This window comes from Pseudonocardia sp. ICBG1293, from assembly GCF_020131355.1.
Taxonomy (GTDB): Bacteria; Actinomycetota; Actinomycetes; order Mycobacteriales; family Pseudonocardiaceae; genus Pseudonocardia.
Genome location: NZ_JAHLEL010000053.1, coordinates 131,167 through 153,787 on the forward strand (window position 1 = coordinate 131,167; position 22,621 = coordinate 153,787).

General features: G+C 74.1%; 27 protein-coding genes and 1 pseudogene. 14 read left to right on the plus strand and 14 right to left on the minus strand.

From position 1 onward, the window contains the following. Positions 1 to 18: 18 nt before the first annotated feature. Positions 19 to 273: pseudogene (locus tag KPF47_RS29455) on the plus strand (transposase); the annotation flags it as partial. A gap of 27 nt (positions 274 to 300) precedes the next feature. On the opposite strand, the gene KPF47_RS40500 reads toward KPF47_RS29455, so the two are convergent. Next, entirely contained in the window at positions 301 to 423 is a 123-nt protein-coding gene (locus KPF47_RS40500; RefSeq protein WP_255659617.1) for a hypothetical protein, read from the minus strand. Between the two features lie 65 nt (positions 424 to 488). Between KPF47_RS40500 and KPF47_RS29460 the strand changes: the two genes are divergently transcribed. After that, positions 489 to 761, plus strand: a complete 273-nt coding sequence (locus tag KPF47_RS29460) for an MSMEG_0570 family nitrogen starvation response protein (RefSeq protein ID WP_224392273.1) — start codon at positions 489 to 491, stop codon at positions 759 to 761. Positions 762 to 794: 33 nt separating this feature from the next. Here KPF47_RS29460 and KPF47_RS29465 read toward each other — a convergent pair whose 3' ends face one another. Next, entirely contained in the window at positions 795 to 1,973 is a 1,179-nt protein-coding gene (locus KPF47_RS29465) for a benzoate/H(+) symporter BenE family transporter (protein WP_224392068.1), read from the minus strand. A 260-nt stretch (positions 1,974 to 2,233) separates the two neighbouring features. Between KPF47_RS29465 and KPF47_RS29470 the strand changes: the two genes are divergently transcribed. From KPF47_RS29470 to KPF47_RS29480, 3 genes are read left to right on the plus strand one after another with little or no spacing between them, the layout of a single operon-like run. Continuing rightward, a complete protein-coding gene (locus KPF47_RS29470; protein ID WP_224392069.1) occupies positions 2,234 to 2,752 on the plus strand; it encodes a DUF1097 domain-containing protein in 519 nt (172 codons plus the stop codon). A gap of 17 nt (positions 2,753 to 2,769) precedes the next feature. Continuing rightward, complete coding sequence (locus KPF47_RS29475) at positions 2,770 to 3,015, plus strand: MerR family DNA-binding transcriptional regulator (protein WP_224392070.1); 246 nt, start codon at positions 2,770 to 2,772, stop codon at positions 3,013 to 3,015. A gap of 56 nt (positions 3,016 to 3,071) precedes the next feature. Next, positions 3,072 to 3,635: an XRE family transcriptional regulator gene (locus KPF47_RS29480; RefSeq protein WP_224392071.1), complete on the plus strand. Its 564-nt coding sequence runs from the start codon at positions 3,072 to 3,074 to the stop codon at positions 3,633 to 3,635. Between the two features lie 56 nt (positions 3,636 to 3,691). On the opposite strand, the gene KPF47_RS29485 is transcribed toward KPF47_RS29480, so the two are convergent. Together KPF47_RS29485 and KPF47_RS29490 are read right to left on the minus strand one after the other, a co-directional pair. Beyond that, a complete protein-coding gene (locus KPF47_RS29485) occupies positions 3,692 to 4,657 on the minus strand; it encodes a squalene cyclase (protein WP_224392072.1) in 966 nt (321 codons plus the stop codon). A 14-nt stretch (positions 4,658 to 4,671) separates the two neighbouring features. Then, complete coding sequence (locus tag KPF47_RS29490) at positions 4,672 to 5,826, minus strand: acyl-CoA dehydrogenase (RefSeq protein WP_224392073.1); 1,155 nt, start codon at positions 5,824 to 5,826, stop codon at positions 4,672 to 4,674. A 60-nt stretch (positions 5,827 to 5,886) separates the two neighbouring features. On the opposite strand from KPF47_RS29490, the gene KPF47_RS29495 reads away from it, so the two are divergent. Next, entirely contained in the window at positions 5,887 to 6,615 is a 729-nt protein-coding gene (locus tag KPF47_RS29495) for a TetR family transcriptional regulator (protein WP_224392074.1), read from the plus strand. Between the two features lie 269 nt (positions 6,616 to 6,884). On the opposite strand, the gene purE is transcribed toward KPF47_RS29495, so the two are convergent. Beyond that, entirely contained in the window at positions 6,885 to 7,397 is a 513-nt protein-coding gene (purE, locus tag KPF47_RS29500; protein ID WP_073576360.1) for a 5-(carboxyamino)imidazole ribonucleotide mutase, read from the minus strand. Next, the gene (locus KPF47_RS29505; protein ID WP_224392075.1) at positions 7,394 to 8,629 is read right to left on the minus strand and encodes a 5-(carboxyamino)imidazole ribonucleotide synthase; all 1,236 of its coding nucleotides are present in this window, start codon (positions 8,627 to 8,629) and stop codon (positions 7,394 to 7,396) included. The genes purE and KPF47_RS29505 overlap by 4 nt, the downstream gene beginning before the upstream one ends. 34 nt (positions 8,630 to 8,663) lie before the next feature. On the opposite strand from KPF47_RS29505, the gene KPF47_RS29510 reads away from it, so the two are divergent. Next, the gene (locus KPF47_RS29510; protein WP_224392076.1) at positions 8,664 to 9,197 is read left to right on the plus strand and encodes a GtrA family protein; all 534 of its coding nucleotides are present in this window, start codon (positions 8,664 to 8,666) and stop codon (positions 9,195 to 9,197) included. 4 nt (positions 9,198 to 9,201) lie between these two features. On the opposite strand, the gene KPF47_RS29515 is transcribed toward KPF47_RS29510, so the two are convergent. Together KPF47_RS29515 and KPF47_RS29520 are read right to left on the minus strand one after the other, a co-directional pair. After that, positions 9,202 to 10,476, minus strand: a complete 1,275-nt coding sequence (locus KPF47_RS29515) for an ATP-binding protein (RefSeq protein ID WP_224392077.1) — start codon at positions 10,474 to 10,476, stop codon at positions 9,202 to 9,204. A gap of 7 nt (positions 10,477 to 10,483) precedes the next feature. Further along, on the minus strand, positions 10,484 to 11,140 hold the full coding sequence (locus tag KPF47_RS29520; RefSeq protein WP_224392078.1) for a response regulator transcription factor: 657 nt from the start codon (positions 11,138 to 11,140) through the stop codon (positions 10,484 to 10,486). 65 nt (positions 11,141 to 11,205) lie between these two features. On the opposite strand from KPF47_RS29520, the gene KPF47_RS29525 reads away from it, so the two are divergent. Beyond that, positions 11,206 to 12,024: an inositol monophosphatase family protein gene (locus KPF47_RS29525; RefSeq protein ID WP_224392079.1), complete on the plus strand. Its 819-nt coding sequence runs from the start codon at positions 11,206 to 11,208 to the stop codon at positions 12,022 to 12,024. Continuing rightward, a complete protein-coding gene (locus tag KPF47_RS29530; RefSeq protein ID WP_224392080.1) occupies positions 12,017 to 12,490 on the plus strand; it encodes a MaoC/PaaZ C-terminal domain-containing protein in 474 nt (157 codons plus the stop codon). The genes KPF47_RS29525 and KPF47_RS29530 overlap by 8 nt, the downstream gene beginning before the upstream one ends. On the opposite strand, the gene KPF47_RS29535 is transcribed toward KPF47_RS29530, so the two are convergent. The 3 genes from KPF47_RS29535 to KPF47_RS29545 all read right to left on the minus strand — a co-directional run bounded on the left by KPF47_RS29535 (position 12,465) and on the right by KPF47_RS29545 (position 14,951). Next, positions 12,465 to 13,403: a hydroxymethylglutaryl-CoA lyase gene (locus KPF47_RS29535; RefSeq protein WP_224392081.1), complete on the minus strand. Its 939-nt coding sequence runs from the start codon at positions 13,401 to 13,403 to the stop codon at positions 12,465 to 12,467. The genes KPF47_RS29530 and KPF47_RS29535 overlap by 26 nt on opposite strands. Beyond that, positions 13,400 to 14,023, minus strand: coding sequence for a PH domain-containing protein (locus KPF47_RS29540; protein WP_224392082.1), 624 nt, complete (start codon positions 14,021 to 14,023; stop codon positions 13,400 to 13,402). The genes KPF47_RS29535 and KPF47_RS29540 overlap by 4 nt, the downstream gene beginning before the upstream one ends. Before the next feature lie 79 nt (positions 14,024 to 14,102). Then, entirely contained in the window at positions 14,103 to 14,951 is an 849-nt protein-coding gene (locus tag KPF47_RS29545; RefSeq protein ID WP_224392083.1) for a biotin--[acetyl-CoA-carboxylase] ligase, read from the minus strand. Between the two features lie 144 nt (positions 14,952 to 15,095). Here KPF47_RS29545 and KPF47_RS29550 point away from each other — a divergent pair, with 144 nt between their 5' ends. From KPF47_RS29550 to KPF47_RS29570, 5 genes are all read left to right on the plus strand, one after another. Beyond that, positions 15,096 to 16,736 (plus strand): acyl-CoA carboxylase subunit beta, encoded by a 1,641-nt coding sequence (locus tag KPF47_RS29550; protein WP_224392084.1) that lies wholly within the window; start codon positions 15,096 to 15,098, stop codon positions 16,734 to 16,736. Beyond that, on the plus strand, positions 16,736 to 16,993 hold the full coding sequence (locus KPF47_RS29555; protein ID WP_224392085.1) for an acyl-CoA carboxylase subunit epsilon: 258 nt from the start codon (positions 16,736 to 16,738) through the stop codon (positions 16,991 to 16,993). Before KPF47_RS29550 ends, KPF47_RS29555 begins: the two co-directional genes overlap by 1 nt. 260 nt (positions 16,994 to 17,253) lie before the next feature. Then, complete coding sequence (locus KPF47_RS29560) at positions 17,254 to 17,748, plus strand: hypothetical protein (RefSeq protein ID WP_224392086.1); 495 nt, start codon at positions 17,254 to 17,256, stop codon at positions 17,746 to 17,748. Positions 17,749 to 17,787: 39 nt separating this feature from the next. Continuing rightward, positions 17,788 to 18,969, plus strand: coding sequence for a histidine kinase (locus KPF47_RS40505; RefSeq protein ID WP_224392087.1), 1,182 nt, complete (start codon positions 17,788 to 17,790; stop codon positions 18,967 to 18,969). Beyond that, entirely contained in the window at positions 18,966 to 19,616 is a 651-nt protein-coding gene (locus KPF47_RS29570; RefSeq protein ID WP_224392088.1) for a response regulator transcription factor, read from the plus strand. Before KPF47_RS40505 ends, KPF47_RS29570 begins: the two co-directional genes overlap by 4 nt. A 282-nt stretch (positions 19,617 to 19,898) precedes the next feature. On the opposite strand, the gene KPF47_RS29575 is transcribed toward KPF47_RS29570, so the two are convergent. Genes KPF47_RS29575 through KPF47_RS29585 form a run of 3 tightly spaced genes read right to left on the minus strand, consistent with a single transcriptional unit; the run spans position 19,899 to position 22,539 of the window. Further along, a complete protein-coding gene (locus KPF47_RS29575) occupies positions 19,899 to 20,375 on the minus strand; it encodes a zinc ribbon domain-containing protein (protein ID WP_224392089.1) in 477 nt (158 codons plus the stop codon). Between the two features lie 56 nt (positions 20,376 to 20,431). Further along, positions 20,432 to 21,727 (minus strand): hydroxyacid-oxoacid transhydrogenase, encoded by a 1,296-nt coding sequence (locus KPF47_RS29580; protein WP_224392090.1) that lies wholly within the window; start codon positions 21,725 to 21,727, stop codon positions 20,432 to 20,434. After that, positions 21,727 to 22,539, minus strand: coding sequence for an N-acyl homoserine lactonase family protein (locus KPF47_RS29585; protein WP_224392091.1), 813 nt, complete (start codon positions 22,537 to 22,539; stop codon positions 21,727 to 21,729). Before KPF47_RS29585 ends, KPF47_RS29580 begins: the two co-directional genes overlap by 1 nt. Positions 22,540 to 22,621: the final 82 nt, after the last annotated feature.

The window sequence follows — 22,621 nt, forward strand, 5'->3', positions numbered from 1 at the left end:
CGCTCTAAGGCCTACTCCTCACGCGCCATCCGCGCCCACCTGCGCAGACGACGGATCGTCGCGGTCATCCCGGAGCCGGCTGACCAGCAGGGACACCGGAAACGACGCGGCACACGCGGCGGCCGACCACCGGCGTTCGACCGGGTCGACTACCGCGGCCGCAACGTCGTCGAACGCGGGTTCTGCGAGGTCAAGCAGTGGCGCGGCCTCGCGACCCGCTACGACAAACTCGCCCTGACCTACCGCGGCGGAGTTGCACTGAAGGCCATCGTCACCTGGTTGCGCACTTTAGAGGTCGTTTCAGAACGACTTGTCGAGTTTCCATTGACCCCTCGACGACAGATCAAACGGCAGGTCAGATAGCCGCTTGTCGTCTACAACAGACACGTCGACCTCGTTCTGAAATGACCTCTTAGGAGACACGCCCTAGACGCCGACCGCAACACGACGGCAACGCGGGTCGCCTACCGTCGGCGACCGTGCCCGAGATGATGTTCGACGTCCGCTGGCCGGACGGCACCGAGGTCAGCTACTACTCGCCGTCGCTGGTGGTGACCGAGCACCTGGGCACCGGCGTCACCTACCCGGTGGCCGAGTTCGTCGCACTCAGCCGCACCTGCATGGAGATCGCCGACTCCCGGGTCCGCGCGAAGTACGGCTTCGGCTGCGCCCAGTCGGCGCGCACGATCGCGCTCATCGACGCCGCGGCCGGGCGGTTCGCCCCGACCGACGAGGTGCGGGTGGAGGGCTTCCGGCGCTGAGCAGCACGGCGCCGCGGCTCCGGTGGGGCGGCGTCATGCGGCCGCCGGGCGGCGGCGCAGCACCAGGTGCAGCGCCACCCCGGTCAGCAGTCCCCAGAACGCCCCGCCGACCCCGGCGACAGTGACCCCGGCCGCGGACACCAGGAACGCGGCCGCGGCGGGCACCCGGGCGACCGCCGGGTCCGGCGCCCCGGCGGGGACGGCGAGCGCCCCGGCCAGCGCCGCCCCGAACGTCCCGAGCAGGGCCAGTCCCGCGACCGACTGCACGACCCCGGGCGGGGCGGCGGCGACCAGGGCGGCCAGCGTCGTCGCGAGCGGGGCGAGCAGCAGGCAGGTGACCCCGTTGGCCTGGGAGGCGATCCAGCGCCGCGCCGGGTCCGGGTGCGCCTCGGGCGAGGCGGGCAGTGCCGCGGTGATCGCGGCCAGGTTGATCGCGTGCGCTCCGGCCGGGGCACCGAGCACCGTCCCGGCACCGGTCAGCACCATCGCGTGCCGCCAGGGCACGGTGTAACCGGCCGCGGCGAGCACGGCGACACCGGGCACGTTCTGCGAGGCCATCGTGACCACCCACAGCGGCAGCGCGACCCCGACCAGCGCCGCGACCGAGAGCCCCGGGGTGGTCAGGACGATCTCCGGCGTCCGCAGCCAGGACCAGCCGTCGGCGAGCGCGACGACGATCAGCAGCGCCAGCCCGAACGCGGCCGGGGAGGCCCAGCGCGGTGCGAACCGCGACAGGACCACCCACAGCACCACGATCGGCGCCACCAGCAGCGGCCGGTCGACCAGTGCCCGCACCGGGGCCAGGCACAGCGGCAGCAGCACCCCGGCCAGCATCGCCTGCGCGATCGGTGCCGGGATGGCGCCGACGAGCCTCCCGAGCGGACGCACCAGACCGGTCGCGACGATCAGCAGCCCGGCGACGAGGAACGCCCCGACCACGGCGGGCCAGCCGCCCGCGACCGCCCCGGAGGACGCCAGCAGCGCGGCACCGGGAGTGGACCAGGCGACCGTCAGGGGGCGCCGGAACCGGCGGCTCAGCCACACCGTGGCGGCGCCCTGCAGCGCGGTGAGCACCACCAGCCCGGACGCGGCCTGTGCCGGGTCGGCCCCGGCCGCCGTCAGTCCCGCGAGGACGACGGTGAACGAGCTCGTCACCCCGATCACCGCGGCGACGGCGCCGACCGAGGCGGGTTGCACCCAGGAACGATCCACCGGGACACCCTAACGGCATCGTTCTGTAAACAGAACACACCGCCGACGGGCCGGCCGGGGCGCGAGCGGTCCGGTGACCAGGATGTTCTGCAGCCGATACACGGGACGCCGCCGCCGGGACCAAAGATGACCGAACCGTTTCGTCCGGAAAACAGGCGGTGACGTCCGGCCCGCCGATCTTGGAACGGCCCCCCCGCGGCGCCCCATCCTGCGTGGGTCGCCGCACCCGTCGGGCGCGGCTCTACCGGAAGGCCCGTCTCATGAAGCTGCCCGTCGCTCTGGCCCTGGTGATCGGCGTCGCCGGGGCGGTGATCGCGTACCTCTACCTCGGCCCGCTCTCCGGTCTCGGCCTGTTCGTGCCGGCCACGTTCCTGGGTGCCGCGACCTTCTTCGCGGCGGGCGGTGACCGGCCTGCCCTGGTCAGCGCCCTGGCCACGAACGTCTGGGGGATCATCACCGGCACCGTCATGCTGATCCTGGCCGGGCTCACCACCCAGCCCGCACTGCTCGGCCTGATCATCGGCGGGATGACCGCGGTGTTCATCCTCGGTGCGCTCGTGCCGCAGCTCGGGTTCGTGCCCGGGTCGGTCGTCGGGTTCGCCACCACGGCGGCGTTCGGCCTGCTCAGCGGCGCCTCCGGCACGGACTTCTCGCTGCCCACCGGACCGTTCACGGTGATGCTGCTCTCGTTCGTGGTCGGCTCGGTCGTGCTGGGCTACGGCTGCAGCCTGATCGTCGGCCGGCTGACCGCCCGCACCGCGGCACCCGCCGCGGCCTGACCCGGCGGCGGTGCCCGGTGCGGCTGGTCACCACCGGTGAGGCCGCCGCCCGGCTGGCCCTGAGCCCGCGGGCGCTGCACCGCTGGGCCAGGGCCGGTCTGGTGACACCGGCCTTCCGCGAACCGGACGGGCGTGACCTGTGGGACGTGGAGGACCTGCGGGACCAGGTCACGGCGCTCCCGGCCCGCTTCTCGGCGGCCACCGCGGTGCGCGACCCGGGGACACCCGTCCCCCGCCCCGGCCCGGACGCACCGGCCGGGTGACCCGCGGTCCCCGCCGCGGCGTCCACCGGCCCCGCCGGCCGGGCTACAGTCGGCCGGTGGACGCCGGGGCGCTGCGGACGACCGTCGGCGAACGGTTGCGGACGGCACGGACCGCACACGGCCTGTCGGTCGGGGTGCTCGCGGAGCGGGCCGGTATCGGCAAGGGCTCGCTGTCCGAGATCGAGAACGGCGGCCGCAACCCCACCCTGTCCACCCTCTACGCGCTCGCCGACGCCCTGGGCGTCCCGCTCTCCCGGCTGCTCGCGGAGCACCCCGGGGCCGAGGCAGGCGGTCCCGGCATCACCGCCCGCCTGCTGGAGACGACCACCGACGAGCTCGGCACCGTCGAGGTCTACGCCCTGACCCTCACCCCGGAGGCGGTCCACACCTCCCCCGGGCACGGGCCGGGCGTCGTCGAGCACCTGCTGGTCACCCGCGGCGCGGTCCGGGCGGGTCGCGGCGGGCACGAGGCCCACCTCGGCACCGGGGAGGCGACCCGCTGGCACGCCGACGGGGAGCACACCTACACCGCCCTCGACGGGGCACCGGCCGCGGCCGTCCTCGTCATCCGCACCCCGGCTCCGGGTCTGCGGGACCGCACCACCCCGCCGACGTCGTGATCACCAGTACCTCAGCGTGGCGCACGCGGCCCCGGACCGCGCTCAGGTACTGATCGTCAGGCCGCCGCGTCCCACCAGCCGAGGATGCGGGTGCCGTACAGGGTCAGCCAGGGCGACGGCTCCCCCGGCGGCACGTCGACCTCGAACCACATCTCCCCCGGGTCGCGGACACCCTGGACCCAGCGCCCGTCCGGACGTCGCGCGGCGCGCAGGGCCGCGACGGCGTCGGCCAGCCGCGGGTCGGGCCGGGCCCGGTCGAGTGCGGCCGCGCGGCGGAAGTACTCGGTGCCGCGCAGCACGTCGTGCCGCCAGCGCAGCGGGTACGCCAGCTCGGCCGGGTCCCGTTCCAGGGCGACCGGCTCCCCGGTCGAGAGCCGGTGGAGCAGCCCGCGGGTCAGCAGGTACTCCTCGCCCGACCGGCGGGCGGCCCGCGTCGCGGGGGTGCCCCCGGTGGCCTGTTCGTGGGCGAGCAGCCCGCCCAGGGCGTTGAGGGTCGAGTGGAACGACGACCGCTGCGCACCGTCCACCCAGAAGCAGTTCCAGCCGCCGTCGGCGAGCCGGTGCTCGGGGAACCAGGCGGCCAGGGCGTCCATGTCCCGTCCGAGCCAGAGACCGTTGGCCACGGTGGCCGCGTTGATGCAGGCGTCGACCTCGCCGCCCCAGTAGGGCAGATCGTCGTACTCCCAGCGGCACGACTCGAGCCTCTCCGACGTGTCCGCCAGCACCGACGGGTCCAGGCCCCACTCGCGCAGCGCGGTCAGCGACCAGGTCGTCGCCGTCCACGGCTGCCCCTCGACGTCGGATCCGCCCGCCGGGAAGTAGGCGCCGCCCGCCCAGGTGCCCTCGGGGTCCTGGTGGGCGAGCAGGCGCGCACCCAGGCCCTCCGTCGCCACCCGCGCCCGGGTGGCCTCCCAGACCTCGGGAGGCGCACCCGTCAGGTCGCGCTCGACCTGCCAGCGCAACGCCGGGTCGGTGTCGAGCAGCCAGTCGATCAGCCTGCGGTCCGCGACGGCCCCGTCCATGGGGCGTCAGGGTGTCACTTCAGCAGGCTGCGCGCCATCACCATGCGCTGGATCTGGTTGGTGCCCTCGTAGATCTGGGTGATCTTCGCGTCGCGCATCATGCGCTCGGCCGGGAAGTCGCGGGTGTAGCCCGCGCCGCCGAGCAGCTGGACGGCGTCGGTGGTCACCTGCATCGCGGTGTCGGAGGCGAAGCACTTGGCGGCCGAGGAGATGAAGCCCAGGTCGGGCTCGCCCCGCTCGGCGCGCGAGGCGACGACGTAGCAGAGCTGGCGGGCGGCCTCGACCTTCATCGCCATGTCGGCGAGCATGAACTGCAGACCCTGGAACTCGGCCAGGTGCTTGCCGAACTGCTTGCGCTCCTTCATGTACTGCGTCGCGACGTCGAGTGCCCCCTGGGCGATGCCGACGGCCTGCGAGCCGATGGTCGGCCGCGTGTGGTCCAGGGTGCGCAGCGCGGTCTTGAAGCCGGTGCCCTCGGCGCCGATGATCCGGTCGGCCGGAATGCGGGCGTCCTCGAAGTGGATCTCGCGGGTGGGCGAACCGTGGATGCCGAGCTTGCGCTCCTTGGTGCCGACGACGAAGCCCGGGTCGTCCTTGTGGACGACGAACGCCGAGATCCCGTTGGCCTTCTTCTCCGGGTCCGTGACCGCCATGACCGTGTACCAGGTCGACTCGCCGGCGTTGGTGATCCAGCACTTGGTGCCGTTGAGGACCCACTCGTCGCCGTCGCGGCGGGCGCGGGTCTTCATCGACGCGGCGTCCGAGCCCGCCTCGCGCTCGGACAGCGCGTAGCTGACCATCGCCTCGCCGGCCGCGACCGAGGGCAGGACCTGCTTCTTGAGCTCGTCCGAGGCGGACAGCAGGATCGGGGTGAGCCCGAGGCCGTTCACCCCGGGGATCAGCGACGACGACGCGCAGACCCGCGCGACCTCCTCGATCACGATGCACCCGGCGAGCTCGTCGGCACCCTGGCCGCCGTACTCCTCGGGGATGATCACGGCCTGGAACCCGGCCTTGACCAGCGCGTCGCGGGCCTCGGCGGGGTAGCGACCCTGCTCGTCCACCTCGGCGGCGTACGGGGCGATCTCCTTCTCCGCCAGGTCCCGGACCGCCTCGCGGAGGGCCTCGTGCTCGTCGCTGAGCCGGTAGCTGTCGAAGTCGCTGTTCATACCGACCATGCTAACGGCACTCCGTGCCACATGTCACGGGACCTTGCTACCCTCCGTGCCATGACGACCAGCACGCGGCGCGGGCGTTCCCCGGAGGGGCGGGCCGAGGTGCGGCGGGACCTGGTCGCCGCGGCGGCGCGGCTGTTCACCGAGCGCGGGTACGGCGACACCACCGTCGACGACATCGCGGCCGCCGCGGGCGTCGGGCGCCGAACGTTCTTCCGCTACTTCCGCGGCAAGGAGGACGCTCTGCCCCCCGACCACGAGCGCGGACTGTCGCGGATCGGCGAGGTCTTCGCCGGCGCGCACCCCGACGAGCCGCTGCCGTCGCTGGCACTGCGTGCCGCGGAGACGGTGTTCGAGCTCTACACCGAGGACCCCGAGGTGGCCCGGCTGCGCTTCGCCCTGGTCGGCTCGGTGCCCGCGCTGCGCGACCGCGAGGCCGCGTCGGTGCACCACTACCGCCGGCTGTTCACCCGCGAGCTCACCGCCCGGCTCGGGGACCGCCCCGACGGGGAGCTGCGGGCCGCGGTGACGGCGGCGGCGCTGGTCGCCGCGCACAACCAGGCGCTGCGCCGGTGGCTGGTCGAGGGCGCCCGCGACGCCGACCTGCCCGGTGCCGTCGACCACTTCCGCCGGGTGGCGACGATGCTGCCGCTGGAGGAGGCGACCGAGCCCGCCGCCGCGCCCGACCTGGAGGACGTCACCCGGCGCCTGGAGCGTGCGGCCCGGAGCCTGGAGCGGGGGTCGACGCGGCACACGGGCCGATCCCGGCCCGGACATGCGTGATCCCCGGGCCGCACCGGGGTGCGTCGACCGAACCGGACAAGGCTCGGACCCGGGGATCACGGGTGACCGTCGGGAACTCGCCGGCACCACACCGGCTTCCACGACCGCCTCTCCGACGGGTTCTCCCCGCCGGAGCAGAACGTGGTGCTAGCTGACGGCCACCTCACGTGTCCTGCTGTAGCTCATCTGCTGGACCACCTCCTCTCCCGTGTACCGACACCGTACGCACGGGATCGAGCGGCGCGCCACCGGAAATCGCGGTCCGGTCCTCAGCCCTCGCGGGCGGCCACGCGCAGCGCCGCGTCCTTGTCCAGGACGCTGCGCTCGAGGTCGGCCTGGAACTCCACCATGGCCTGCCGGAGCCGCTCGTCGCCGGCGCCGAGGATGCGCACCGCGAGCAGCCCGGCGTTGCGGGCGTTGCCGACCGCGACGGTCGCCACCGGCACCCCGGCGGGCATCTGCACGATCGACAGCAGCGAGTCCAGGCCGTCGAGGTACTTCAGCGGCACCGGCACGCCGATCACCGGCAGCGGCGTCGCGGCGGCGACCATGCCGGGCAGGTGTGCCGCGCCGCCGGCACCGGCGACGATCGCCTGCAGCCCGCGGTCGGCCGCCGACGCGGCGTAGTCGAGCATCCGCTGCGGGGTCCGGTGGGCGGAGTAGACGCCGACCTCCCACGGCACGCCGAACTCGTCGAGCGCGGCGCCCGCGGCGCCCATCACCGGCCAGTCCGAGTCGCTGCCCATGATCACGCCCACGCGCGGGGAGCCGGTCTGCGTCATCGGGGTCCTTCCGGGGAGTGCGGGGAGCGGGGATCGCCGGTGTGGGCGGACCAGCCGTCCGCCCAGGTGGCGGTGGCCAGCCAGCCCGCGGCGAGCTCGGCGCGGGCGCGCACGTCGGCCTCGTCGCGGCCCAGGACCGTCACGTGGCCGATCTTGCGGGCCGGACGCCCGTCCTTGGCGTAGAGGTGCACCTTCGCCTCCGGGAAACGCGCGAAGCAGTGGTGCAGCCGCTCGTCCATGCCCATCGCGGGTTCCTGCGCCGCGCCGAGCACGTTCGCCATCACCGCGACCGGTGCGACCGGCGCGGTGGACCCGAGCGGGTAGTCCAGCACCGCGCGCAGGTGCTGCTCGAACTGCGAGGTGACCGAGCCCTCGATGGTCCAGTGCCCGGAGTTGTGCGGGCGCATCGCCAGCTCGTTGACCACGACCTCGCCGGGCGCGGTCTCGAACAGCTCGACCGTCATCAGCCCGACCACCCCGAGCTCGGCCGCGATCCGCAGGGCCAGCTCCTGGATCCGGGCGGCGTGGTCCGGGTCGAGCCCCGGGGCGGGCGAGGTGACCCGGGCGCACTGGCCGTCGACCTGGAGGGTCTCGACGACCGGCCAGGCCGCGGCCTGCCCGTACGGCGACCGGGCGACGCTCGCGGCCAGCTCCCGGGTCATCGGCACCGCGGACTCGACGAGCAACGGCGTCCCGGCCGCGAGCAGGTCGGAGACCAGGGCGGGGTCGGCGGCGCGCAGGAACCAGACACCGCGACCGTCGTAACCGCCGCGGGTGGCCTTGAGCACCACCGGCCAGCCGTGCTCCTCTCCGAACGCGGCGACGTCCTCGGCGGACGCCACCTCGGCGAAGGCGGGCACCGGCAGGCCCATGTCCGACAGCCGCCGGCGCATCACCAGCTTGTCCTGCGCGTGCACCAGCGCCGAGGGCGGCGGCCGCAGCGGCACACCGGCCTCGGCGAGCGGGACCAGCACCTCCTGCGGGACGCCTTCGTGGTCGAACGTGACGGCCGAGCAGCCCGTCGCGAGCTCCCGCAGCGCGGCGGCGTCGTCGGGGTCGCCGAGCACGACGTCCGGCGTCACCCGGGCCGCAGGGTCGCCCGGCGACGCGGCGAGCACCCGCAGGGTCTGCCCCAGCGCCACGGCGGCCTGGGCGGTCATCCGGGCCAGCTGGCCGCCGCCGACCATGCCGACGACGGGCAAGGCGGCGTTCAGCGCGTCAACCCTCTCCACGAGACCGGGAGCCTAATCTGGCACGATCGAGCCCGTGACGGTGGTGGAGGCGACGCTCGCCAGGATCCCCCAGCCGTACCGCGACAAGGCGATCAAACACCGCGAGCTGATCAAGTTTCTGATGGTCGGTGGCAGCACCTGGGTCATCGACACGGTGGTGTTCCTGGTGCTGAAGGCCACGGTGCTGGCCGACAAGCCGGTGACCGCCAAGGTCATTGCGGTGCTGGTGGCGACGATGGTGTCGTACGTGCTGAACCGCGAGTGGTCCTTCCGGACCCGCGGCGGGCGTGAGCGGCACCACGAGGCCCTGCTGTTCTTCGTCATCAGCGGGATCGGTGTCGCGGTGTACTCGGCGCCGCTGTGGGTCTCGCGCTACGTGTTCGAGCTGCAGGTGCCGTTCGTCACGCTGGTCGCCCAGGAGTCCGCCGACTTCGTGGCCGGGCAGATCGTGGGCACCCTGGTCGGGATGGCGTTCCGATGGTGGGCGTTCCGCCGGTTCGTGTGGCCCGACCAGTTCGTGCGCCGCCAGCCGCCGCCCCCGCCGCCCGTCCCGGCCCCCCAGGACTGAGCCGCTAGCGGGGCCCGTTGCGGTCGGGCACCGGGGCCGCGGCCGCGACGTCGTCGGTGCGGGCGGCCGGCAGGTAGAGCCGGAACACCGGCGGCCGGGCGCGGGAGAGCTCCAGCCGGCCGCCGTCGGCCTCGACCAGCGTCCGGGCCAGCGCGAGACCCAGCCCGGTCGAGGACTGCGCGGAGATGCCCCGGTCGAACACGTGCGGCACCAGGTCCTCCGGCACCCCGGGCCCGGTGTCGGAGACCTCGACCAGCAGCGCGTTCTCCCCGGTGCGGGCCGAGATCGTGACCGGGCCGTCGCCGTGCTGCAGGGCGTTGTCCACCAGCACCCCGATCGCCTCGCGCAGCCGGGCCGCGGTGACCCGGGCGAGGAGCCCCTCGGGCACCCGCACCCGCAGCGCCCGCCCGGCCGCGGTGAGCGGGCCGCGCCACTCCCGTTCGGCGTCGGCGACGGCCTCGGCCAGGTCGACCGGCTCCGCGCCGACCGCCCGGGCCGCACGCGCGGACTCCAGCAGGTCGTCGAGGACGGCGGTGAGCCGCTCGGTCTGCTCCAGCGCCGCGTTGGCCTCCCGGCGGGCGTCCGGGTCCGGGTGGCAGGCCAGCTCGTCGAGGCGCAGCTGCAGCGCGGTGATCCGGCTGCGCAGCTGGTGGGACACGTCCCCGACCAGCGACCGCTCGCGGTGCAGCAGCTGCGACAGCGCCGTCGCCGAGGAGTCCAGGACCTCGGAGACGCGGTCGAGCTCGGCGATGTCGTAGCGGGCCGGGGAGCGGCGGAAGTCGCCGGCGCCCAGACGCGCGGCGCGGGCCGCGAGGTCGCGCAGCGGGTCCGACAGCCGACGCGCGGTGTACACCGCGACCCCGGTCCCGACCGTGACGGAGAACCCGACCAGCAGCACGACGACGGCGACCACCTGGGTCTGCTGCGAGCGCATCACCGACGTCGGCTGGGACAGCTCCATCATCCCGCCGGGGCCGAACGGCAGCGTCTCGGTCACCGGGTCCTCGACCCGGTCCACGCCGTACACGATGGGCTCGGCGTCCGGCGGCACGACCACGAGCCGGGAGTTCGGCGGGATGGCCGCCTCCACCAGCCGCCGCGACGGTGCGCCGGTGCCGTACTCCTCGACGGTCTCGGTGACCTGTTCGAGGCGCTGGGTCAGCTCGGCGCGGGTGAAGTCCTCGACCAGCTGCCAGGTCGCCAGCGCGAGCGGGCCGCCCAGGAACAGCGCGGTCAGCGCCACCGTCAGCAGGGTGGAGATCAGGATCCGGCGGCGCACGGCGACCTCAGTCCGAGTTGTACCGGAAACCGACACCGCGGACGGTGGCGATCCGCTTCTCGCCGCCGATCTTGCGGCGCAGCCACGACATGTGCATGTCCAGCGTCTTCGACGACTTCATGTCCGCGTCGCCCCAGACCGCGTGCAGGATCTCCTCGCGGGTCACGACCTGCCCGGCGTGGATCATCAGCACCCGCAGCAGCTCGAACTCCTTGTTGGCCAGGGAGATCTCGTCGCCGTCGAGCAGGACGCGGCGGCCGGACAGCTCCATCCGCAGCCCGCCCACCTCGACGACGTCCTGGGTGCGCCGGCGCAGCAGCGCCCGGACCCGTGCCAGCAGCTCGGCCAGCCGGAACGGCTTGGACACGTAGTCGTCGGCACCGGCGTCGAGCCCCACGACGAAGTCGACCTCGTCGGTGCGCGCGGTCAGCATCAGCACCGGCAGGTCGGGCAGGGTCGTGCGGACCCGGCGGCACACCTCCAGGCCGTCCATGCCGGGCAGCCCCAGGTCGAGCACGAGCAGGTCCACCTGGGCGCCGGTCACCCGGTCGACGGCACCGACGCCGTCGGCGACGACCTCGACGTCGTACCCCTCGCGCTGCAGCGCCCGCGACAGCGGCTCGGCGATGGCCGCGTCGTCCTCGGCCAGAACCACGGTGGTCATTTCACCGAGCATAGGGCTCCGGGCCCCGGACACGGCGGCGGTGCGAGCTGGCATGCTCGCCCAACGTGAAGCCCGAGCGATGCGTGCCCGCCGACCCCGGTGATCTGGATCTCGCCCTGCGCCTGGCGGACCTCGCCGACGCGATCACCCTGCCCCGGTTCCGGGCGGCCGACCTGCGGGTGGAGCGCAAGCCCGACCGCACCCCGGTGACCGACGCCGACACCGCGGCGGAGGACGCGATCCGGGCCGCGCTGGGCCACGAGCGCCCCGGCGACGCGATCCTCGGTGAGGAGCGGGGCGGGTCCACCGACCTCGCGAGCGGCCGCGGCTGGGTGATCGACCCGATCGACGGTACGAAGAACTTCTCCCGCGGCGGCCCCGCGTGGGCGACGCTGATCGCACTCGTCGTCGACGGGGTGCCCGCCGTGGGTGTGGTGAGCGCGCCGGCGCTGCAGCGGCGCTGGTGGGGGTCGGCCGGGGCGGGCGCCTGGGCGCGCGACCTGCCGACCGGGACCCCGAGGCGGATCGCGGTGTCCGGGGTGGCCGACGTCGCCGACGCCTACGTGTCCACCACGAACACCGACACCTTCCGCAGCGAGCCGTCCCCGGTCTCGCGCGAGGGCTGGATCGGGCTGACCGAGGCCTGCTGGGAGTCCCGCGCGTTCGGCGACTTCTGGCAGCACGTGCTGGTCGCCGAGGGCGTCATCGACGTCGCGGTGGAGCCCGCCGCGAACCCGTGGGACCTCGCCGCGCCGGCCGCCGTCGTCGCCGAGGCCGGCGGGCGGCTGACCGACCTCGCCGGGAACCCGACCTGGTCCGGCAGACACGGCCTGACCAGCAACGGGCTGCTGCACGACGCCACCCTGGAGGTGCTGCGTGGCTGAGACCGCCGCCGAGGTCTTCTTCGACGACCTCGCCCCGGGCACCGTCGTCGACCTCGGCACGACCGTGGTCGACCGCGAGGAGATGCTGGCGTTCTCCGCCCGCTTCGACCCGCAGCCCTTCCACCTCGACGACGCCGCGGGCGAGCGGGTCTTCGGCGGGCTGGCCGCCTCGGGCTGGTTCACCGCGGCGCTGTGGATGCGCGCCTACGTCGACGGGCTGCTGTCCCGCGCGGCGGCGCTGGGCTCACCGGGCGGCGACGAGATCGCCTGGCCCGCGCCGGTGTTCGCCGGCGACGAGCTGCACGCACGGATGGAGGTGCTCGACGCCCGGGTGTCGCGCAGCCGGCCGTCGATGGGGCTGATCACGCTGCGCGGCACGATGACCCGCACCGGCGACGGCGCGGTCGTCTACCGGTCCCGGTTCACCGGCATGTTCGCCCTCAGGCCGGTTCCGCCAGCGCCGTGACGACCCGCGAGGGCGACGGCCGCCCCAGGTGCCCGGCCATCCACACGCTGGTGTCGACCAGCTTCGCCAGGTCGACACCGTGGTCGACGCCGAGCCCGTCGAGCATCCACACCAGGTCCTCGGTCGCGAGGTTGCCGGTCGCGGACCCCGCGTAGGGGCACCCGCCCAGCCCGCCCGCGCTGGCGTCGACGGTGGTGACGCCGTACCTCAGCGCGGCGAGGGTGTTGGACAGCGCCTGGCCGTAGGTGTCGTGGAAGTGCACGGCGAGCCGGTCGGTCCCGACCCCGCGGGCGACGCAGGCGTCGAGCACCGCGCCGACGTGCGCCGGGGTGGCGACGCCGATCGTGTCGCCCAGGGAGAGCTGGTCGCAGCCCATCTCCATCAGCCGGGCCCCGACGGCAGCGGCCTGGTCCGGGTCCACGCCGCCCTCCCAGGGGTCGCCGAAGACCATCGACACGTACGCGCGCACCCGCAGCCCCTCACGCACCGCGCGGGTGACCGTGGGCTCGAACATCGCGAACTGCTCGTCGAGGGTGCGGTTGAGGTTGCGCTTCGCGAAGGTCTCGGTGGCCGAGGCGAACACCGCCACGTGGTCGCAGCCCGCCTCGATCGCCCGGTCCAGCCCGCGCTCGTTCGGGGTGAGGACGGGGTAGTCGAGGCCGGCGCGGCGGTCGAGCACGGCGAGCAGGTCGGCGGCGTCGGCGAGCTGGGGCACCCATCTCGGGTGCACGAAGCTGGTCGCCTCCAGCGTGCGCAGTCCCGCGTCGGCGAGGCGGTCGAGGAACTCGGCCTTCGCCGCGACCGGGACGACGGTCTTCTCGTTCTGCAGCCCGTCGCGCGGGCCGACCTCGTAGATCTCGACGCGCCCGGGGAGCGCGGGATCGCGCACCGTCGTGGGAAGACCGTTGCTCACAGGGGCGCCCTCTCTCGCTGCGGTGCGGATGCCCCCATCCTGCCCCGCACGGCCGCGTCGGCGTGCCCACGGCGGGCCGTGTGCTCGCTCTCCTTCTCGTGGCTGCGGCGCCGCTCGGCGAGCAGGCCGATCTCCCGGTGCAGCCGGGCCTGCACCTGTTCGACGGCCGGGACGTCGGTGAACCGCAGCCGTTCCCCCGCGACGTCGAGCAGCAGCGTGCCGCAGCCGAACAGCCGGTCCCCGGCACCGGCGCGGACCCGGACCGAGTCGATCCGGTCGATCGGCACGTCGAGACCGTCGCGGACGAGCAGCCCCTCCCGGATGAGGAACCGCCGGTCGGTGACGACGAACCGGGTGGCACGCCAGCGAGCGATCGGGAGCAGCGTGAAGCGCACCGCGAGGACCGCGGCGAGGCCCCCGAGCGCGAGCCAGGCCCACGGCGCCCACGGCTGCAGCCGGACGACGGCGGCCCCGAACCCGGCGACCGCGCTCACCCCGACGAGCACCGCGGCCGGGCGCAGGCACAGCCGCCAGTGCGGGTGCCCGAGCAGCACGACGTGCTCGCCCTCGTCCAGGACCCGGTCGAGGGCCCGGTCCGGAGCGCTGTCGGGGAACGCCATGTGCCCACGGTAGGGCGCCGCGCGGCGCCCGCCCACCCGACGCGCGGGCGCTGCGTCGCAGGTCAGCGCAGTGGGTGACTCAGGTCTGGTCGGCCGCGCGCAGATGGACGATGTCGCCGGCCGCCACCGCGACGCGGGCCCCGTCGTCCGGATGGACCAGCAGGCGTCCCTGCGGGTCGACGTCCTCGGCCGTCCCGACGAGGTGGTCCCCGGCCGGGCGTTCCACCCGGACCCGGGAGCCGAGGCTGGCGCAGGCCGACCGGTAGTCACGGCGCAGACCGCAGGCGTCGGCGTCGCCGTGGACCTCGCGCCACTGCGCCTCGCGCCGGTACAGGTGCCCCAGCAGCACGACCGCGGTCTCGGCGCGGCTCGCGGTGAACGCGTGCGCGGCCAGCGAGGTCGCGCCCCACGGCAGGTCGGTGGCCGGCGTGGAGATGTTCAGGCCGATGCCCAGCACGATGCCCGGCCCGCCGCCGGACACCGCGGTCATCTCGGCGAGGATCCCCGCCGCCTTGCCGCGGGTCGATCCGACGAGCAGGTCGTTGGGCCACTTGAGGGCGACCGGCAGGTCCGGGGCGAGCTCGGCGATCGCGTCGGCGAGCGCCACCCCGGCGAGCATCGGCAACCAGCCCAGCCGGTCGGCGGGCACCCCCTCGGGGCGCCAGAGCACCGACAGCGTCAGCGCCGCCCCGGGCCGGGAGATCCAGGTGCGGTCGAGGCGTCCGCGGCCGCGCACCTGGTCCTCGGCGATCAGCACCGAGCGGTCCGGCGCACCGCGCCCGGCCTCGGCCAGCAGGTCGGCGTTGGTGGATCCGGTGGAGGCGACGACCTCGAGCGCCGTCCAGCCCCCGGCGGGACGGAGCACGGCCGTCCGCAGGGCGTACGGGTCCAGCGGAGCCCCGTCACCGTGATTCGTCCCGGTCGTCATCACCGCGCACCGTAACGGCACCGCGACGCACCGGGGACCGCGGAGGGTGCACGGATCGGTAACGGTCGCCGTCGCGGCCACCCGGTCGGCTGCGTCGCACGTCACCCCCGGACCGAACCTACTTGCGGGTTAAGCTCCGACCCCATGAGCGCCGCAACGGAGCCGATGGCGACCCCGGACAGTGGTGGGGCAGAGCCGGACATCCACACCACGGCGGGCAAGCTCGCCGATCTCTACCAGCGTTTCGAGGACGCGGTCCACGCCGGTTCGGCGTCCGCGGTCGAGAAGCAGCACGCGAAGGGGCGCCAGACCGCCCGTGAGCGGATCGACCAGCTGCTCGACCCGGGCTCGTTCGTCGAGCTGGACTCACTGACCCGGCACCGGTCCACGAACTTCGGGATGGACGCCAAGCGCCCGTTCGGCGACGGCGTCGTGACCGGTACCGGCACCATCGACGGCCGCCCGGTCGCGGTGTTCTCCCAGGACGCGACCGTCTTCGGCGGCGCGCTGGGCGAGGTCTACGGCGAGAAGATCGTCAAGGTCATGGACGTGGCCGCGAAGATCGGCTGCCCGGTCGTCGGCATCAACGACGGCGGCGGCGCGCGCATCCAGGAGGGCGTGGTCGCGCTCGGCCTCTACGGCGAGATCTTCACGCGCAACGTGTCGAGCTCCGGCGTGATCCCGCAGATCTCGCTGATCATGGGCCCGTGCGCGGGCGGCGCCGTCTACTCCCCCGCGATCACCGACTTCACGGTCATGGTCGACGAGACCAGCCACATGTTCATCACCGGCCCGGACGTCATCAAGACCGTCACCGGTGAGGACGTCGACATGGAGGAGCTCGGCGGCGGCCGGGCCCACAACACCAAGTCCGGTGTGGCCCACTACCTGGCGGGCGACGAGGCCGACGCGCTCGACTACGTCAAGCAGCTGCTGAGCTTCCTGCCGTCGAACAACCTGTCCGAGGCGCCGTCGTTCCCGGCCACCGAGCCCGTCGAGGGGTCGATCGAGGACGGGATCATCGACTCCGACCGCGAGCTCGACACCCTGATCCCGGACTCGGCGAACACCCCGTACGACATCCGTGAGGTCATCAACCGGGTCGTCGACGACGAGGACTTCCTCGAGGTCCAGGAGCTCTGGGCGCCGAACATCGTGATCGGCTACGCCCGCGTCGAGGGCCGCAGCGTCGGCATCGTGGCGAACCAGCCGACCCAGTTCGCCGGCTGCCTGGACATCGACGCCTCGGAGAAGGCCGCCCGCTTCGTGCGGACCTGCGACGCGTTCAACATCCCGGTGCTGACCTTCGTCGACGTGCCGGGCTTCCTGCCGGGCACCGAGCAGGAGTGGAACGGCATCATCCGCCGCGGCGCCAAGCTGATCTACGCCTACGCCGAGGCGACCGTCCCGAAGGTCACCGTCATCACCCGCAAGGCCTACGGCGGCGCCTACGACGTCATGGGCTCCAAGCACCTCGGCGCCGACGTCAACATCGCCTGGCCGACCGCGCAGATCGCGGTCACCGGCGCGCAGGGCGCGGTGTCGATCCTCTACCGCAAGGAGCTCAAGGGCCTGGAGGGCGACGAGCTCGCCGCCAAGCGGGCGGAGCTGCAGCAGGACTACGAGGACACCCTCTGCAACCCCTACATCGCCGCCGACCGGGGCTACATCGACGCGGTCGTGCCGCCGTCGCACACCCGCGGCTACGTCGGCCGGGCGCTGCGGATGCTGTCCACCAAGCGGGAGCAGGGCCCGACCCGCAAGCACGGGAACATCCCGCTCTGATGGGCGAGCCGCAGCAGACGCAGGAGTCCACCGAGGGCACCCCGGAGGAGCGCCGCGCGCTGTTCCGGGTCGTCCGGGGCACCCCCGACGACCACGAGCTCGCGGCGCTGGCCGCCGTGGTCGCCGCGGCGGCGAGCACCGGCGGTCCGTCCCCGGCGCCGCGGACGCCGGACCTGTGGTCGCACCCCGCGGCCCGGCTCCGTGCCCCGCTGCACGCCGGCCCGGGCGCCTGGCGCGCCTCCGGCCTCCCGCGCTGACCCCGCACACGGCACCGGCCGACGCCCGGTCCCCGGCACACCACGTGCCCGGGGCCGGGCGTCGTCGCGTCCGGCCCCGGCGCCCCCGCTCCCAGGGGCGACCCACGACGTCGCGCGGCACCCCGTGCGCGGGGCGCTCCGGGGGCCGCACCGGCTCCGGCGGGGGGCGCGGTCCACCCCGGGGTGGAGGGCGCGGCTCCACCCGGGATCGACCCCGGCGCCGACGCGACGACCCGTCCCGTGGAGAGATCGTTCTCCCCATGGACGCCACCTCCCTCGTCATCACGGTCGCGATCGTCGGCCTGGTCCTCTACAAGCAGTTCCGCGGGCAGTTCGTCGGCGGCGCCCGCGACGTGCGGCTCCCCGCCGTCGTGATGGGCATCGGGGTGCTCACGGTGGCCCAGGCCGGGCCGGAGGTCACCGCGGCCGGGCTCGCGCTGCTCGCCGCCGAGCTGGTGCTGGTGGCCGGGCTCGGGGTGCTGCGCGGGTACGCGTTCCGCCTGGGCACCCGCGACGGGTGGGCCTACCGCAGCGGGTCGGCCGCGCTGCTCGTCGCCTGGGTCCTGACCCTCGGCGTGCGGATCGGTGCGGGGGTCGTCGGCGGGGCCGTCGGCGCCGGGCCGCTGCTGTCGACGTCGTCGGCGCTGGTCCTGGGCGGCAGCCTGCTGGTCCAGAGCCTGGTCCTGCGACGGCGGGTGGCCGCGGCCGGCCTGCCCGTCCGGCCGGCCGAGGGCCGTGCCCGGGTCGCGGCCTGACCGTCCCGCCCGCACCGGCAGCTGTGTCAGAGTGAAACGGTGAGCACGCCCGCCGCCCGCACGGCCCGCCGCGTCGAGCCCGACCGGTCGCCGCTGCTCGGGGTACCCCGTCGGCTCGTGTCGCTGCTGTGGCTGCCGATCGTGTTGTTCCTGCTCTTCTGGTCGCCCGCCCAGCAGGTCACCCCGACCTGGCTCTACGCCGGGCTCGTCCCGGCCGTCGCCGGGTGGGTGGTCTTCGCCCTCTACCGCGACATCCCGCCGGTCGCGACGGTCCTGACCGCCGTCGCACTCTCCGGGGGCGGGATCGCCCTGCTGGCCGGGTCCGACGGCTGGACCACCTCGGCGGCGTTCCCGATGATGGCGGTGTTCGTGGCCGCGCTGCGGCTGCCCTACCGGACCGCGCTGTTCGTGGACGTGCCGGTCATCGCGGTCACCACGATCGTCGTCGGGCCCTACCCCTCGCTGTGGGACGCGTTGCTCGTGGCCGCCGCGCTGACGGCGATGGTGCTGTTCGGGATCGGCCGGCGCGACTCCGCCCGCCGGGTCGAGGAACACGAGCAGACGCTCGTCGCCGGGGCCAGGGCCCGCGAGGAGCACGCACGCGCCGAGGCCATCGCCGACCGCGCCCGGGTCGCCCGCGACGTGCACGACGTGCTGGCCCACTCGCTGTCCGCGCTCGCCGTCCAGCTGCAGGGCGCCCGGCTGATGGCGCTGCGCGACGGGGCGGCCCCGGACACGATCGCCCAGATCGAGCGGGCCCAGCGGCTCGCCTCCGACGGGATCACCGAGGCCCGTCGCGCCGTGCGGGCACTGCGCGAGGGGCCGGCCCCGGTCGATGTCGCCGAGGAGCTGCGCGAGCTCGGCCGGGCGCACCCGGACGCCGTCGTCGAGGTGTCCGACGGGCTGCGCTTCGGTGCACGGGAGGGCGAGACGGTCCTGCGCACCGCGCAGGAGGCCCTGTCGAACGCCCGCAAGCACGCCCCCGGCGCCCCGGTGACGCTGCACCTGCGCCGCGCGGGCGGCGACGCCGAGCTGGAGGTCGTCGACGTCGCCGGGACACCACCACCCCCCGGCGACGGTGCGGGCTCCGGCCTGGCCGGGATGGCCGAGCGGGCCGCGCTCGTCGGCGCCGAGCTGCAGACCGGCCCCACCCCCGACGGCTGGCGGGTCCGGCTCCGGCTGCCCGCAGGCTCCCCGGACCACGAGAGGACCACGACGTGAGCGACCTGCGGGTGGTGCTGGCCGACGACCAGCGGATCGTGCGCGACGGCCTCGCCACCGTCCTGGGCCTGCTGGACGGCATCGAGGTCGTCGGTACCGCGTCCGGCGGCGACGAGGCGGTCGCCCGGGTCGCCGAGCTGGCGCCGGACGTGCTGCTCACCGACCTGCTGATGCCCGCGGGCGACGGGGTCTCGGCGACGCGGCGGGTCCGCGACGCGCACCCGGGCACCGCCGTCGTGGTGCTCACCACCTACGTCGACGACGACGCCGTGGTCGACGCGATCGCCGCGGGCGCGTCCGGCTGGCTGTCCAAGGACGCCGACGCCGAGGCCATCGGCCGGGCCCTGCGCTCCGCCGCCGACGGCGTGTCCACCGTCGACGCCGGGGTGCTGTCCCGCCTGGTCACCGCCCGCGCGTCGACGGTCCCCCCGACGCCGGTCGAGACACCCGACGGGCTCACCCCGCGCGAGGTCGAGGTGCTCGGGCTGATCGCGGAGGGGTTGTCCAACACCGAGATCGCACGACGGCTCGTGGTCGGCGAGGCGACGGTGAAGACCCACGTCAACCACCTGTTCGCCAAGACCGGGCTGCGCGACCGCGCCCAGGCCGTCGGCTACGCCTACCGCCACGGCCTCGCCGGCCGCTGACCCGCCCCGCACGGCCGGGCGACGGTCGGCGGGCGCCGTGGCGGCCCGTGCCGTCGCCGGCTCCCGTCGCACGGGTCGCCGCGCACCGCCCCCGGCCGCCACGCACACCCGCCCGCCCGCGGGCGGTCGGCCCGGCGCACCACCGCCACCCACCGCGCCCGCCGCGGCCCACCACGGGCCGCCGCCGCGGGCCGGCGCCACACCCCTCGCCGTGCTGCCACACCCGTTGCAGCGGGTGTGGGAGGCGGCCGGGGGGTGTGGATCCGGCCGGGGGCTCGCGGCTCAGTCGGCGGCCGGAGGCTCGGGGGTGGGAGTGGGCGTGGGGCCGTGTCCGTGGCCGTGTCCGTGGCCGTGGCCCTGTTTCGCGGCCAGGCCGGCGCCGGGCATCGGAGCGGTGCCGCCGATCTGGATGTCACCGGCCCGCAGCGGGGCGTCGTGGTACTTGCCCTCGTGCGCCAGGACCGGGCGCTGGTCCCCGGCGATCTCCGGGTACTTCTCCTCCAGCCGTCGTCGCTGGTCCCAGGTCCGGCGCATCGAGTCGATGTACTCGGAGTTCCCGTTGTAGACCCCGCGCCAGGTCTGGGGCATCTCGTCCTTGGACAGGCCGGGGCTGGCCTGGCCGCCGAGCGCGAACCCGGCGGGGACCTTGCTGGTCGCGCCGTCCCCGCAGAGCGGGCAGGGCGGGGTGGCCGCGTCCGACATGGACGCGAGGTGCTCGAAGCGGGCTCCGCACCCGCAGCGGAAGACGTAGATCGGCATCGTGCCGCCTTCGATCGGGGCGGCCGGTGGCCCCGGAGGACCACCGGCCGCGACGGTCACCAGTTCTCGACGGACTTCGTGAGGATGTCGGCGATGTCGTCCTCGGTCGGGGTCCGCGGGCAGGTCGCGAGCAGCCGCTGCTGCTTCATCGTCCCGGGGACCAGGTCCGGGACGTCGGCCTCGGTGTAGCCGACGCCGCCGATGCCGTTCGGGATGCCGATGTCGCGCATCAGCCGGGTCAGCACCCCCGGCAGCTGCTCGCGCGGGTCGTTCACCCGGTCCGCCCGCGGGTCCATCAGCTCCGCCGCCTTCAGGTGCCGCTCGGGCGCGGAGTCGAAGGAGAACCGGAACGCCTCCGGCGCCGTCAGCGAGACCGACTCCCCGTGCGGCACCATCGCCTCGTCCTGCGGATAGCCCTGCGGCCGGTAGTCCTTGACCATTCCGGCGATCGGGTAGGCGTTGGCGTGCGGGATGTGCACCCCGGAGTTGCCGAAGCCCATCCCGGCGAAGGTCGCGGCCATCATCATGTCCGAGCGGGCCTCGACGTCCTCGGCGCCGCGCTGCACCGCCGTCCGGAACGACTTCGCCAGCAGCGACATCGCCTTCTCGCACCACAGGTCCGACACCGGGTTGGAGCCGCAGTAGGTCACCCGCTCCTCGGGCTTCTTCCGGTCGAAGGTCGTGTAGTAGCGCGCCGTGTAGCTCTCCAGCGCGTGGCAGGTGATGTCCATCCCGGCGGCTGCGGTGACCTGCGGCGGCAGCGTCATCGTCAGCAGCGGGTCGATGACGGCCAGGGTCGGGCGCAGCCGCCAGTGGCTGATCCCGGTCTTGACCTTCATCGACAGGATGTCCAGCACGCACATCGCGGTGGACTCCGAGCCGGTGCCCGCCGTCGTCGGGACCGCGATCAGCGGCTTGAGCTGTCCGGGCGGGACCTTGGCGCCGCCGATCGGCTTGTTGATGTAGTCCATCAGCTCGTCGGGGTGGCTGGTGAGCAGGTTGATCGCCTTGGCGGTGTCGATCGCCGACCCGCCGCCGATCGCGACGAAGCCGTCCCACGGCCCCTGCGCGCGGGCGTACTCGGTCGCCTTGTTCATCGAGTCGTCGGTCGGCTCGACGTGCACGCCGTCGAAGATCTCGGACTCGATGCCGTGGCGGGACAGGTTGTCGGCCAGCCGCTGCGGGGCGCCCAGCGCGTTCACGCCGGGGTCGGTCACGATCAGCACCCGCGACACGTCGTAGGCCGACAGCTCGAAGCCGACCTCGTCGATCGCGCCGGCGCCGAACTTCAGCGGCGGCGCACCCCAGGTGAAGATCGTCTCCTCGGTGAACTCCGGAACCTCGAACGTCATCAGGTGTACGACCCCTCCGGTGCCTTGCGCAGCTGGTGGATCTGCTCGGCGTCGTGGCCGAACACCATCTGCGCGTTCGTCTGCTCCTGGATGCCGCGCAGCTTCTCCACCGAGGAGAACCAGTCCTCCAGGTTGTTCACGATCGCGGCCGGCGCTGCGGGCGGGCCGTAGCTCTCCCCCATGTAGACCGCGTCCGAGGTGAAGATCATCGTCCCGGTGTCGGGGAGGTCGACGCGCATCGACATGCAGCCCGGGGTGTGCCCGGGGGTCTGGATCATGCTGACGCCCGGGAGCAGCTCGACGTCACCGGAGACGATCTCCCAGTCGATGCCCTCGTAGTCGGCCTTGAGGTGGGCACCGTTGAACGGGCCCTCGAAGCCGAGCGCGAACTCCTTCTCCTTGTCCGAGCAGATCATCTTCGCGTTCGTGTTCTTGAACATCTGGGCGTTGCCGGCGTGGTCGAAGTGCAGGTGCGAGAGGACCACGTAGTCGATCTCGTCCAGTCCGACGCCCATCTTGTGCAGCTGCTTGTCCAGGTACTCGTCGTCGGCGACCTGGTCGTAGGGGAAGAACTCCTGCAGACCGGTCGGCGCCCAGCGCGTCTCCCAGTCCGAGGGACAGCTGGTGTCCCACAGGAGCTTCCCCTCGTCGGTCTCGACGAGCACGCAGTGCGTCGGGACCTCGACCCAGTCGACCGGGGAGTCCTTCTCGGAGCGGGGCTTGATGCTGACGCCGGGCTTGAGGAGCAGGAACGGGAGGTTCGCGTGCATCGCCCCGCAGGGGATGACGCTGAGCTTGTTCGCCGTGGCCATGGAGGTTCCCTTCGTCGCTGGAGGGTTCTGGCAGTCGTCGCCGGGCCAGTCTCGGGAAGCCCGGGTCGGGCGTCCATGGTCG

Excerpts from the sequence above, each read along its gene's own strand:
- purE (WP_073576360.1), bottom strand. The coding sequence starts at position 7,397 with ATGACGCAGACCGGCTCCCCGCGCGTGGGCGTGATCATGGGCAGCGAC.
- KPF47_RS29585 (WP_224392091.1), bottom strand. The coding sequence starts at position 22,539 with ATGGCCACGGCGAACAAGCTCAGCGTCATCCCCTGCGGGGCGATGCAC.
- KPF47_RS29575 (WP_224392089.1), bottom strand. The coding sequence starts at position 20,375 with ATGCCGATCTACGTCTTCCGCTGCGGGTGCGGAGCCCGCTTCGAGCAC.
- KPF47_RS29490 (WP_224392073.1), bottom strand. The coding sequence starts at position 5,826 with ATGAACAGCGACTTCGACAGCTACCGGCTCAGCGACGAGCACGAGGCC.
- KPF47_RS29540 (WP_224392082.1), bottom strand. The coding sequence starts at position 14,023 with ATGGCGTTCCCCGACAGCGCTCCGGACCGGGCCCTCGACCGGGTCCTG.
- KPF47_RS29460 (WP_224392273.1), top strand. The coding sequence starts at position 489 with ATGATGTTCGACGTCCGCTGGCCGGACGGCACCGAGGTCAGCTACTAC.
- KPF47_RS29545 (WP_224392083.1), bottom strand. The coding sequence starts at position 14,951 with ATGACGACCGGGACGAATCACGGTGACGGGGCTCCGCTGGACCCGTAC.
- KPF47_RS29520 (WP_224392078.1), bottom strand. The coding sequence starts at position 11,140 with ATGACCACCGTGGTTCTGGCCGAGGACGACGCGGCCATCGCCGAGCCG.
- KPF47_RS29495 (WP_224392074.1), top strand. The coding sequence starts at position 5,887 with ATGACGACCAGCACGCGGCGCGGGCGTTCCCCGGAGGGGCGGGCCGAG.
- KPF47_RS29485 (WP_224392072.1), bottom strand. The coding sequence starts at position 4,657 with ATGGACGGGGCCGTCGCGGACCGCAGGCTGATCGACTGGCTGCTCGAC.
- KPF47_RS29555 (WP_224392085.1), top strand. The coding sequence starts at position 16,736 with ATGGGCGAGCCGCAGCAGACGCAGGAGTCCACCGAGGGCACCCCGGAG.
- KPF47_RS29550 (WP_224392084.1), top strand. The coding sequence starts at position 15,096 with ATGAGCGCCGCAACGGAGCCGATGGCGACCCCGGACAGTGGTGGGGCA.
- KPF47_RS29470 (WP_224392069.1), top strand. The coding sequence starts at position 2,234 with ATGAAGCTGCCCGTCGCTCTGGCCCTGGTGATCGGCGTCGCCGGGGCG.
- KPF47_RS29580 (WP_224392090.1), bottom strand. The coding sequence starts at position 21,727 with ATGACGTTCGAGGTTCCGGAGTTCACCGAGGAGACGATCTTCACCTGG.
- KPF47_RS29560 (WP_224392086.1), top strand. The coding sequence starts at position 17,254 with ATGGACGCCACCTCCCTCGTCATCACGGTCGCGATCGTCGGCCTGGTC.